This is a genomic window from Acidicapsa acidisoli, from assembly GCF_025685625.1.
GTDB lineage: Bacteria > Acidobacteriota > Terriglobia > Terriglobales > Acidobacteriaceae > Acidicapsa > Acidicapsa acidisoli.
The window spans coordinates 161,647-173,800 of sequence record NZ_JAGSYI010000006.1 but is presented as its reverse complement, the minus strand read 5'-3'; the positions used below and the strand labels follow the sequence as shown (position 1 = coordinate 173,800).

Here is a 12,154-nt window from a genome sequence, read left to right as displayed (position 1 = left end):
ACGGCGTTCCTGTCCTCAGTTCTCTTTGGAGTCGCGATCACTTCGGGAGGAGACGTATGAGACCCGCGCGATCCGGAGTTCATGAGACTCCTGACCAGCTTAATGAGCAGGTCAGGCAACAGCCAGCATTCCCGCAAAACACAGCAGGTCTCGAGATAACTGAATTTGACTGCGCGTCGTTGATGAACGCGATTCCGGGATTCGTCTGGATCGCTCTACCAGATGGCGGCGTAGAATTCTGCAACCAAAGATGGCTCGACTACACAGGGCTGACGTTAGATCAGCTCCAGGGCGGGGGATTGTCCGAAGCGATATATCCCCAGGACAAATCCCATTTTCACGAAAAATGGCGAGCGGCCTTGACGCAAGGGCTCTCATTGGAAACAGAGTTGCGCATGCGTCGACGTGACGGATCTTATCGGTGGTTTGCGGTTCGTGCTGTGCCTCGGCACGGCGTTGACGGACAAATTACTCGCTGGTACGGTATCAACACGGAGATCGAAGAACTAAAGCGAGCACAAGAGGTACTGCAGAAGCAGACTTTTCGGTCAGACAGTTTCTTTGAGCAGGCTCCGGAAGCGGCTGCCGTCCTAAGAACCGACGGCTGTATTGTTAGCGTCAACAACGAATTCACGCGCATGTTCGGTTACGAGGCGGAGAAGGCCCTGGGCCGTCCCATAGATGATCTTATCGTTCCTGAGGCCCTCCTTGAGAGGGCCAGCGAATACACAAATCAACTCAGAGACGGTCGTCGAGTGGAGGTCGAGACCATTCGTAGGAGAAAGGACGGCAGTGAAGTTCGTGTCGCCATGGTCGCCGTTCCCGTTACTTCGGATTCTGGCGAGCAGATTGCGAATTATGCTATATACCGGGATATCACAGAGCAAAAACATGCAGAAGAACGGCTGCGGGAAAGCGAGGCGCGGTTCCAGGAAATGGCCGATACGGCGCCGGTGCTGATTTGGATGACCGGGACGGATGGCCTTTGCAATTATTTCAACAAACCGTGGCTTGAGTTTACTAACCGAACCATGGAGCAGGAAGTGGGCACGGGATGGATCGAGGGCGTGCATCCAGACGATGTGCAAGGTTGCTTCGATGGCTTCCTGCCTGCCTTCCATGCACGAAAGCCGTTCAGAATCGAGTATCGCCTGAAGCGGGCGGATGGTGAATACCGGTGGGTGACTGAAAGTGGCATTCCCAGATATACCGGCGCGGGAGACTTCGCGGGTTATATCGGTTCCAACATTGACATCACGGACCTCAAGAGGGCAGTGGAGGAGCGAGAGAGGCTGCGCCAGCTAGAGTCAGATCTCGCGCACATCAATCGCGTGAGTATGATGGGCGAGCTGGCGGCATCCCTGGCGCACGAGGTCAAGCAGCCGATCGCTGCTGCTGGCATCAACGCCAATGCCTGCATCCAGTGGCTCATGCGCGATACGCCGGATATTGCCGAGGCATGCAAGGCGGCCTCGAGAATGGTCAATAACGCGAAGAGCGTTGCCGATATCCTCGACCGGGTTACCTCACTCTACAGACGAGATAACCCACAACGGGAACTGGTGAATGTAAACGAAATCATTCGAGAGATGATCGTTTTGCTGCGTGAAAAGGCGAATCGCAACTCCGTTACAATACGCACAGAGTGCGACGCAGGGCTTGCGGCGATCATGGCGGATCGCGTGCAACTGCAACAGGTGTTGATGAACCTCATGCTCAACGGCATCGAGTCGATGAAAGAAACGGGCGGGGAATTGACCGTCACATCGAAGAACACTTCCGATAGTCAATTATCGATTTCTGTCAGTGATTCTGGTATCGGAATCGCTCCTGATCGAGTCGATAACATTTTCGAAGCGTTCTTCACCACCAAACCGCAGGGCACAGGCATGGGGTTGTCGATCAGCCGAAAGATTATCGAGTCGCATGGCGGTCGCTTGTGGGTAAGCGCCAACTCCGGACGGGGCGCAACCTTTCAATTTACATTGGCATCCTCATCTCCCACCGACTAACCCGGAATGTAGGCGACATCCTGATAATGTGCTACCAACGCCAATCGCGAAGTGGGCGAGCTTCCTAACGAGAAGCTCGATGCAGCCCTAAACCCAGGTGAGGACAACATGGCAAAGACGGTGGCCGAAATATTCATCGAAACGCTGGCGAACGCAGGCGTAGAGCGTGTCTATGGCGTAGTAGGAGACTCCCTGAACGGATTAACCGATGTCATTCGGAAAAGTAAACAGATCGAATGGCTGCATGTAAGACATGAAGAGGTGGCTGCGTTTGCGGCCGGCGCGGAAGCTCACCTCACAAGAGAAATTGCCGTGTGCGCGGGCAGTTGCGGTCCGGGCAATCTGCACCTCATCAATGGTCTTTTCGATTGCCATCGGAATCGCGTGCCAGTGCTTGCGATTGCGGCACAAATTCCTAGTCACGAGATTGGGAGCGGCTACTTTCAGGAGACCCGTCCAGACCATCTGTTCAAAGATTGCAGCCACTACTGCGAGCTGGTTTCGCAACCAGAACAGATACCGCGAGTTTTGGGCATCGCCATGCGCACGGCTATCACGAAGCATGGCGTTGCCGTGGTCATAATTCCCGGTGACGTGGCGTTGCGCGAGTGTTCCGCGCCCGCGCTTTCGCTCGGCATCGAGAGTTCAGCCTCGCGCCTCTTCCCATCGGACGATGAACTGCGCAATGCCGCTGACAATCTTAACAACGCGCGCAAGGTCACCATCCTTGGTGGAGCTGGCTGTGAGGGCGCTCATGCGGAACTGATTGCAGTGGCCGAGCGATTGAAGGCGCCGATTGTCCATGCGTTGCGTGGAAAGGAATTTATCGAGTACGACAACCCTTATGACGTGGGGATGACCGGACTGCTGGGTTTCTCATCCGGCTACCACGCCATGATGAATTGCGATGCGCTGCTCATGCTGGGAACGGATTTTCCCTATCAGCAGTTCTATCCGAAGAGCGCGAAGATCATTCAGGTGGATCGGCTCGGTGACCAGATTGGACGACGCACTCCGGTGGATCTGGGCCTGATTGGAAATGTGAAGGACACGCTGGAACGGTTGATTCCGCTGATTGAAAGTAAGTCTGACCGTTCCTATCTCGATCTCTGCCTCAGCCACTACAAAGATGCGCGCAAGAGTCTCGACGATCTCGCCGTGGGTGAACCGGGCCGCACTCCGATCCATCCACAGTACGTTGCAAAGGTTTTGGATGAGCTAGCGGCCGAAGATGCAGTCTTTACCTGCGACGTGGGCACCCCTACGGTCTGGTCTGCGCGCTATCTCCACATGAACGGCAAGCGCAGATTGCTCGGCTCCTTCACGCATGGCTCGATGGCGAATGCTCTGCCCCAGGCTATCGGCGTGCAGGCCAGTCATCCTGGCAGGCAGGTCATCACCCTTTCCGGCGACGGCGGGCTCGCGATGCTGCTCGGCGACCTGCTGACGCTCCGACAGCTCAAACTGCCAGTAAAGCTGGTGGTTTTCAGTAACAGCTCTCTGGGCTTTGTAGAACTGGAGATGAAAGCAGCCGGACTGGTCGATTATGGTACAGACCTGGTCAATCCGAATTTTGCGAAGCTGGCCGAATCAGCTGATATTTTTGGTGTTCGCGTGGAAAAACCGGAAGAGCTGCGCCCGGCGCTGACCAAAGCGCTGGCGTACAAGGGCCCTGCGCTGGTTGAGGTGCTGGTGAATCGTCAGGAGCTGTCTATGCCGCCGACTATCAGTGTTGAGCAGGCCATGGGCTTTAGCCTCTACCTGATTCGCGCTGTGCTGAGCGGGCGAGGCGACGAAGTGATCGACCTCGCCAAGACCAACCTTATACGCTGAGCAATCGTAACCGGATCATCGGAGAGATGAATCGGAACCGCGAATCGCAGACAGCATGTCGGCAATCTCCGGACGATTTGCCATCTGTTTTCTCGGGGCTGGTGAGCCTCCGCATTCCATCGTCGTTGGCTATTTTGCTGCGGTAGTCGAAAGTTCGTGCTCATAGCTGCCGGTGGTTGACCCGGGGCTGTTTCAGCCGTGCCGCCATGCAAATAACAAATTTCGGCCTCCGGAGATCCACAAACAGGCCCATAATTGATGTGCGAATGGAGGGTGGTCATGAAGACGAATTTCTCCCGCCGGGAATTTCTTGCTGCTGCGGGTGTGGCAGTCGGCGCTGTGGCCGCGCCGGGCGTGGCATCGGTTCTGAAAACGCCGGCTGCGCGCGTCGCCATCGGCCAATGCGCAGAATACAACCGCCAGGTCACGGATGTGCTCGCCGTGATGTTTGATCAGCTCGGCGGCATCGGGCCGCTGGTGCGGGGCAAGACTGTCGCAATCAAGCTGAACATGACCGGCACAACCCAAATGAAGCTAGGCAACCTGCCCAATCAGACCACGCACTGGGTGCATCCGCAGGTCATCGGTTCTTTGATTACGCTGCTTGGCTCGGCCGGTGCGCGGCGCATTCGCCTGCTCGAAAGTGTGCCCGCTGGAACCAAGCCAATTGAGGAATTCATGATCGCGTCGGGCTGGAAGCCGCAGGATTTCGCCGGCGCCGCAAAGTCGGTCGAATTTGAAAATACCAACTTCCTGGGCAACGCCAAAACCTATGCGCGCTTCATGGTCCCCGGCGGGGGCCTGATGTACGCAGGTTACGATCTGAACCATTCCTATCGAGATTGCGATGTATTCATTTCGCTGGCCAAACTGAAAGAGCACCGCACGGCAGGGGTTACGCTGTCGATGAAAAACTGTTTCGGCATCACGCCCTGCACCATCTACAGCGACGAGGTGCCAGAAGACGAACCCGCCATCGTCCCCATCGGCTACCGGGGTCCCATGCACTCCGGCTCACGCACGCCTCCCAAGAGCGCGCCCCAGCCGGTGGCTCAATCCACAGATCCGGGCTTCCGCGTGCCGCGCATCACCGCCGATCTCGTTGCTTCGCGGCCCATTCACCTTGCCGTCATCGATGGCATCTACACCATGACCGCTGGCGAACTACCCTATCGGGACGGCGGAAAGTGGGTCAATCAGGCCATCCATCCCGGCCTGCTGGTTGCAGGCATGAATTGCGTGGCGACCGATGCGGTGGCTACTGCGATCATGGGCTTCGACCCAATGGCCGATCGCGGAAAGCCGCCGTTCCAGAAGTGCGACAGCACGCTGCGGCTTGCAGAGAGCCTGGGCGTGGGCACACGCGACCTGACCCGCATTGAAGTCGTCGGTCCTCCCATTGAAAAGGTGCGTTATCCCTATCCGCTGCTAACGCACTGGGGATGATCAAGCTGCAGATACATCGCGTGGGTAGCCATTCCAACCGCTGCGCTTTTCATCGATTGCACATACCTCGATCCGCAGGTCCAAATCTTTAGTACCCGCAGATACGTCTATTGGCAGGTTAGAATTGCGTTGCCAATCCGCGCCATCTCTATTGCGCATATAAAGGAAAAACGCCTTGCCCATTTCGCGCCGAAGATTCTTCTCCTCCGTTGCCGGTGCCGGCATACTCACCGCCGCTTCGCGCTTTACCCTGGCCGATTCGCAAACCGAGCGCGCTACCCGCGCCATGCCCATTCCGCGCATCAAGGACATCAGCGTCATCGAGTGTGAGCCGCAAGGCGCGCGCCTGACCGTGGTCAAAATCACCACTGACCAGGACGGTCTTTACGGCTACGGCTGCGCCACCTTCACGCAGCGCGCCGACTTGGTGAAGCCCGCGGTGGAGCGATACCTCAAGCCCTTCCTCGTCGGCAAAACCACCGATCGCATCGAAGACATCTGGCAATCCTGCTACGACAGCTCGTACTGGAAAAACGGCCCGGTCCTGAACAACGCCATCAGCGGCATCGACCAGGCGTTATGGGACATCAAGGGCCGCCAGGCCGGCATGCCCGTCTACCAGCTGGCAGGCGGCAAGTGCCGAGAAGCCGTCGATGCCTACACGCATGCCAGTGGCGCTGAGTTCGAGGAAGTTGTGGACAACGCAAGGAAGCTGATGGCGCAAGGATTTCGCAACGTGCGGGTACAGGTGGGCCTGCCCGGCATGGCGGGGTACGGTTCGCAGCACAAGGATCAGGGAAGACCAACGGCGCTGCACGACAAGCCTCTCTTTGATCGTGGGGCACAAATGCGTCGCGCGATCAAGCTGCTCGAAATCTGCCGCCACCAGCTCGGAGACGAGGTCGAGCTGCTCCATGACATGCACGAGCGCCTCTCGCCTAACGAAGCCGTTCAGTTCTGCAAAGAGGCCGAAGCGTTCCGCATGTTTTTTCTCGAGGACCCGCTCTCGCCCGAGGACCTGGGCTACTTCCGCCAGATCCGCCAGAACTGCGCTACCCCCATTGCCATGGGCGAGCTCTTCAACAGCCCGCACGAGTGGCAGCCGCTCATCACCGAGCAGCTCATCGACTACATCCGCGTGCATGTTTCGCAGGCGGGAGGTTTCAGTCCGGCGCGCAAGATTGCAATTCTCGCCGAGCAGTTCGGCGTAAAGACCGCGTGGCATGGTCCCGGCGATGTTTCGCCCGTGGGCCATATGGCCAATGTAACTCTCGACTTAGTAAGCTATAACTTCGGCATCCAAGAGTACACGCCCTTCAACGAGCGAACCCAGGCCATCTTTCAGGGATGTCCGGAGATGCGCGACGGCTACCTTTGGGTCAGCGAGAAACCGGGCTGGGGCATCGAGATCGACGAGAAAGAAGCAGCCAAGGCGCCCTTCACTGCGAGCCCGCTGAATGGCGGATGGGGCGAAATCCGCCTGCGTGACGGCACCGTGATCAAGCAGTAATGCTCATGAATGAACAGAATGCGCGTTGCCGAATTGCCCGCGATGCAACCAGAAGCCACTAGACAGGGCCGAATCGATCTTGGAAACGTGCGTTGGCCTGAAGTCGACTTAAAAACATGAGAGACCGGCTACTATGATCCATGGATTGAGGAGACACAGATTATGCTGCGCTTTGTTTTCGTATGGTTTCTGGCCCTCTTAGTATTCACACCAGTCCGGGTAAAATGTGCACCGCAACATGATCATACGTCGGATCAGCCAGACCGGATGGGAACAGTCCACTTCGACACGTCATGCCGCCCAGAGGTGCGCGACGAATTCGATCAGGCGGTCGCGACTTTACATTCCTTCGGCTATCGGAAGTCAGCGCAGTTATTTGCTGACGTCTTGAGCACAGATCCCAATTGCAGCATGGCAGAGTGGGGCATTGCGATGAGCCACTACCGCCAATTGTGGGATCCGCCGACTAAGGACGATCTTAGGATCGGCCTCGAAGCCGCTCAAAAAGGTTTGTCGATGGGGCCGAAGACTCAAAGGGAACACGACTACCTGGGTGCTATTCAGGGCTTCTATCAAAACGCTGGCTTAGAGAGTCACAGCATCCGCGCCAAACGGTATGAGACTGCAATGGAGTCACTGTACGGCCGGTATCCACAGGACAGCGAAGCTGCCATCTTTTATGCTCTGTCTTTGATCGCGAATGCTCCGCTCAATGACAAGACCTACGCCAATCAGAAGAAGGCGACCCAAATTCTCGAGCCGATCATTTTGCAGCAGCCGCGACATCCGGGTGTAGCGCACTACATAATCCATGCCGACGATAATCCGGCGTTGGCTCAGCTAGCTTTGGATGCGGCGAAGAACTATTCCCAGATTGCCCCTGACTCGCCTCACGCACTGCATATGCCCTCTCACATTTTTACAAGGCTCGGTTTATGGGACGACTCTATTGCCTCAAACCTCGCCTCGGCCGACAGCGCGCGCAAACTGAAGCTGGCCGGCGACGAGTTACATGCCCTGGATTACCTGGTCTATGCGTATCTGCAAACGGGGCGCATAACGGAAGCCCGCAAACTGACCCAACAACTTCCCGTTGTAGAACCGGGCGATGCGGCCCGCTATGCCGGGCGATACGCGACAGCTGCGATACCAGCCCGGTATTGGATCGAGCGCCAGCAGTGGGAAGCTGCCGCAGCCCTTCCCTTGCCTCCACAAACCTCTCCAGGGGACGCATATGCATCGACCCAGGCGGCTCTTCATTTCGCCCGCGCGCTTGGCGCATCAAGGCTCGGAGACATTAAGGCAGCCCAGGCTGCAATGCAACCTCTGCTTTCCTTGCGCGACGTACTTGCGCAGAGCGGCGACAGAGATGCGGATCAGGTGAACGTTCAACTGAAGATTGTGAGCGCCTGGATCAAATGGGCGGATGGTGATCACGATGCGGCCCTGCAAGAGATGAGAACCGCCGCAGCAATGGAAGACGCAACCGAAAAATCTCCTGTCAGTCCAGGCTCCATCGCTCCCGCGCCGGAGATGCTGGGCGATATGTTGCTTTTGGCAAAGCAGCCGAAGCTCGCGTTGGCGGCCTATGAGTCAGCCCTGAAATCCACCCCGGGACGCCTCAGAGCAGAATACGGCGCCGCTGTTTCCGCTCAGGAGGCAGGACTACGGCTCGCCGCGGAGCGGCATTACCGCAGGCTGCTCACAAACTGCAGCCATGCCGATTCAGATCTTCAGGAACTCGCGCAGGCAAATTCCTTTTTCGGCAAAGACTAGCTCCGTTTTGATTCGGTGCCCACGAAACTCCACTCGCAGACAAGAAGGTCGCCTTACATCCGCTCGACACCTTCAGCTCTCAGCAGGCTGAAGACCGCGCTCGCGATTTAGAGTGGCAAACCGACAGCATGCCAGTTAATGCAAAATCGCCGATCTACTCAAGCACCTCCCGATCTGAGTTTGCCGAAATTTCTGACAATACTGGTCGAATTCAGTTCCTACAGAGGAGATGCGTCAGCGGAAGTCGTAGAGTTCTGCTTCAGGCAAGTCAGATTCTCACTGCATGGTCACGTGGCGCCTGGTCCTACCGTCTTCGGGTCCGCAGCGATTAACATTGAAGCATGGCTATTCAAGAGATCGTCACTGCGATTGACGCATACATCGCCAGATTGAAGGCGGCACGAGATCTGCTTACGTCTCCGTATACACCGTCAGAAACTAAAGACACAAAACCAACGCGGCGAAAGAGCCGGAGAAATCCGCAATCTATTCAAGTGCCCGTTGCACTGCCCAGCGTTTCAGAAGTCGAAGTCCAAATTGTTCCAGCCCGGATGCCGCGTCAACGACGGCATCCGGAAAGGCCTGTATCACACACGTTCTCCGCACTCGGCGGCCCGGTTCCCAAAGGACCGGTGGTCATTCGTTCATCCGACCTGGCTCGCATGCGGTCTGGGCTAAGTCAAGCCCATCCCACGGCCCCGTCACAGCAAGACACGGCATCTCGTAACGCCTTGGAAGAGCTTGCTCAAGAAGTTGCAAAGCGCCTTGCGTCGGGTGGGGGGCTTCATAGAGATTGATGGACCGACGCCTATTCTCTAGCATAGGGAGCACCGCTGAAGTCTGGGATACGGCTGTACTCAATTGCCGAAGGCGCAGAGCCGCCAGACCGTACAATGGGATGTTCTGGTTTACGGCCAGATTCGATTGCCTGGCTCACCCTCCAAACTTCGGTTGCACTGCTGCAAAAGATCGCAGCAACTCCACCACGATTCTAACTTCAGTGGGACGCCGCCGTTGGTGGAATAGAAGTGGTGATTTCGTTGAGTGCATGGACACATTCGTATATTTTGCGGCGACGCATACGGAGCCGGCAACCGGAGCTCAGTCTGAGTTGGGTACGATTTGCGTCATGGGGCCAATGGAGGTGGTTTATTGCGGGTGGCGGAGCTTCGGATATATGCGGCATAGCGCTTGAGGCCTTGCAAATCCAGGATACTCACATCGCGACCTTCCACAGCGATTAGCCCCTGGTGTTTGAGCCGGGAAAAAGCCCGCGAGACCACGTCGCGCACAGAACCGATGCGACTTGCGATCTCATGATTCGAAAGGCGCAGGCGAAATGATATCGGATGATCTGCGGACAAGATGGTAGATTGCACTTCCGAAAGAAGAAAGAGTGCGAGGCGCTGTCCAACCTCATGAAGTGACAGCGCCTCGACGAGCGTTGCATGCTTCCTGACCTTACCTGCCATCAGCCTAAGCGCTGCGATCGCTAGAGATGGATACTTGGCGCAAAATTCATGAACATCGCTCTTTTCAATAAAGAGCACATTCGCATCTGCTTCCGCGATCGCCGAGGCCGGATAAGGTCCATCATCAAACACAGGAACGTCCCCGAGCACAGAGCCAGCCGCATCAACGTACATCACCTGTTCGCGTCCATCTTCATTCTGTTGGAAGGCGCGAATTTTGCCACTGACAACGACAAAGAGCCCTCTCGCCGGTTCCCCCGATAGGAACAACATCTCGCCTTTCTGAAGGTGCAATTCTACGGTTCGCAACGCGATGTCGGTGAGCGCTTCGACTGTCAGGCCGCCGAAGAGTGCCGTGCATTGCAGAGCCGCGATCCGCTTCGTTTTCATGACATCTCCGCAATTCGCACGATGGTCTGCAAAAAGGTGCGGTTCTCTGACTTAAGTCATAGCATGCTCGGTGGCCTCGGAATACTCTTTGGTCAGAGCAGGCTCCTCGGTGCTACTGAGGAGGAAAACGATGGTTGCGACTCAAAGACTTCGTGAAATTGGCCAGAGTCTCTGGCTCGATAACATCCCCCGCGGTCTGCTCGCCAGCGGTACGCTTGAGCGCTACATCCGTGATCTCCCGATCACCGGTTTCACCTCGAATCCCACGATCTACGATCATGCAATTAAGAACACTCACGACTATGATGACGCCATTGGCCGGAAACTAAAAGAGGGCAGGTCGGGCGAGGCCCTATTGTTTGAGTTGGCGATCGAGGACCTCAGGCAGGCCGCCGACCTTTTCCGGCCGATCCACGACCGGACAAATGGTGTGGATGGTTGGATGTCTCTTGAGGTTTCGCCCCTGCTAGCCCGCAGCACAGAAGGCACTCTTGCTGAGGCCAACGCTCTCCACGCTCGCGTAGACCGGCCCAATCTCTTTATCAAGATACCGGGAACGAATGCTGGTCTCCTGGCAATTGAAGAGGCTATTTTTGCCGGCGTGCCGATTAACGTAACGCTTCTTTTTTCTGAAACACAGTATGTTGGAGCTGCCAAAGCCTACTTGCGCGGGATCGAGCGGCGCATCGCCACGGGCCGGAATCCCAATGTGGGCTCCGTGGCTTCGCTCTTTGTCAGTCGCTGGGATGTCGCGGTAAGAAACAAAGTGCCAGAGGATTTGCACAACAAGCTTGGCGTCGCCATCGCCTCGGAAGTCTATGAGAGATACCGCATCTTGCATGACTCGCCGCGTTGGCAGCGCATTTTAGACGCTGGCGCCCACTCCCAACGCCTCCTTTGGGCCAGTACCGGAACCAAGGATCCCAAAGCCTCGGATGTCCTTTATGTCCAATCGCTCGCCAGACCCTTCACCGTGAATACTGTACCTGAGGCCACACTGAAAGCGCTCGCCGAACATGAAGAATTCGGCGAAGCATTACCCGTGGATGCCGACGCGGTGCTGGCCAAATTCGCCGGGGCTGGCATTGATACTGAGCGTTTGGCAGCGCAGCTTCTTGAAGAAGGGAACGTATCATTCGAGAAATCCTGGAACGATCGGCTGGTGTGCATCGATTCTAAAAACGATGCGCTCAAAGCTGCTTAACTTCGTACACGATGAAGATGGAAAGCCGAAGGTCGGTGATGACGATTATTCATCCGGTCAGCGGTCGCTCGATTGCATTAAGTTTTACTGTCTTAAGGGAGAGAGGAACATGTACTTGATCTGGGTCCTGATTGCGATGCCCTTTGTGGGTCTGCTTTGGTTCATCTACCTGGTCGTCCGAACGGGAAGAATGCACCCACCGTAGCTCTTACGAGTATCGAAGCATACGCGCCTCACTGAATTTATTCTGACAACCTGCTTGCGCACCACTCCACGAACATCAACCTGAGAAAGCAGGGGAAAGACGATGTTGGGAGGATATTTCAAGCTTTGTTTGATCGTCGGATGCTTTTCCCTGGCGACCCTTTCAGCAACTGCTCAAGAGGTGGTACATGCCTTGTGCGGTACGGTTCGTTCGATCGATTCGTCTGCCAAGACGATCACGGTCAGCACCGATGATGGCTCCGAGGGGCTCTTCAGAGACTTCCCGAGGTCGAACGCCAAGCAAGAC

7 protein-coding genes are annotated in these 12,154 nt (G+C 56.4%); 6 read left to right on the top strand and 1 reads right to left on the bottom strand.

The genetic code is table 11. The features are described from left to right. Positions 1 to 56 precede the first annotated feature (56 nt). The 5 genes from OHL23_RS27085 to OHL23_RS27065 all read left to right on the top strand — a co-directional run bounded on the left by OHL23_RS27085 (position 57) and on the right by OHL23_RS27065 (position 8,577). Entirely contained in the window at positions 57 to 2,012 is a 1,956-nt protein-coding gene (locus OHL23_RS27085) for a PAS domain S-box protein (protein ID WP_263355185.1), read from the top strand. A 108-nt stretch (positions 2,013 to 2,120) separates the two neighbouring features. Continuing rightward, on the top strand, positions 2,121 to 3,845 hold the full coding sequence (gene poxB / locus OHL23_RS27080) for a ubiquinone-dependent pyruvate dehydrogenase (RefSeq protein ID WP_263355184.1): 1,725 nt from the start codon (positions 2,121 to 2,123) through the stop codon (positions 3,843 to 3,845). 279 nt (positions 3,846 to 4,124) lie between these two features. Then, the gene (locus OHL23_RS27075; RefSeq protein ID WP_263355183.1) at positions 4,125 to 5,291 is read left to right on the top strand and encodes a DUF362 domain-containing protein; all 1,167 of its coding nucleotides are present in this window, start codon (positions 4,125 to 4,127) and stop codon (positions 5,289 to 5,291) included. Between the two features lie 175 nt (positions 5,292 to 5,466). Then, positions 5,467 to 6,801 carry an enolase C-terminal domain-like protein gene (locus OHL23_RS27070; RefSeq protein WP_263355181.1) on the top strand — a complete coding sequence of 445 codons (1,335 nt, stop codon included), beginning with the start codon at positions 5,467 to 5,469 and terminating at the stop codon, positions 6,799 to 6,801. A 267-nt stretch (positions 6,802 to 7,068) separates the two neighbouring features. Continuing rightward, a complete protein-coding gene (locus OHL23_RS27065) occupies positions 7,069 to 8,577 on the top strand; it encodes a tetratricopeptide repeat protein (protein WP_263355180.1) in 1,509 nt (502 codons plus the stop codon). Positions 8,578 to 9,704: 1,127 nt separating this feature from the next. On the opposite strand, the gene OHL23_RS27060 is transcribed toward OHL23_RS27065, so the two are convergent. Further along, on the bottom strand, positions 9,705 to 10,439 hold the full coding sequence (locus OHL23_RS27060) for a Crp/Fnr family transcriptional regulator (RefSeq protein WP_263355179.1): 735 nt from the start codon (positions 10,437 to 10,439) through the stop codon (positions 9,705 to 9,707). A 130-nt stretch (positions 10,440 to 10,569) separates the two neighbouring features. On the opposite strand from OHL23_RS27060, the gene tal reads away from it, so the two are divergent. Beyond that, positions 10,570 to 11,643 (top strand): transaldolase, encoded by a 1,074-nt coding sequence (gene tal / locus OHL23_RS27055; RefSeq protein ID WP_263355177.1) that lies wholly within the window; start codon positions 10,570 to 10,572, stop codon positions 11,641 to 11,643. The last annotated feature ends 511 nt before the right edge of the window (positions 11,644 to 12,154 follow it).

Excerpts from the sequence above, each read along its gene's own strand:
- OHL23_RS27085 (WP_263355185.1), top strand. The coding sequence starts at position 57 with ATGAGACCCGCGCGATCCGGAGTTCATGAGACTCCTGACCAGCTTAAT.
- poxB (WP_263355184.1), top strand. The coding sequence starts at position 2,121 with ATGGCAAAGACGGTGGCCGAAATATTCATCGAAACGCTGGCGAACGCA.
- OHL23_RS27075 (WP_263355183.1), top strand. The coding sequence starts at position 4,125 with ATGAAGACGAATTTCTCCCGCCGGGAATTTCTTGCTGCTGCGGGTGTG.
- OHL23_RS27065 (WP_263355180.1), top strand. The coding sequence starts at position 7,069 with ATGGGAACAGTCCACTTCGACACGTCATGCCGCCCAGAGGTGCGCGAC.
- OHL23_RS27060 (WP_263355179.1), bottom strand. The coding sequence starts at position 10,439 with ATGAAAACGAAGCGGATCGCGGCTCTGCAATGCACGGCACTCTTCGGC.
- tal (WP_263355177.1), top strand. The coding sequence starts at position 10,570 with ATGGTTGCGACTCAAAGACTTCGTGAAATTGGCCAGAGTCTCTGGCTC.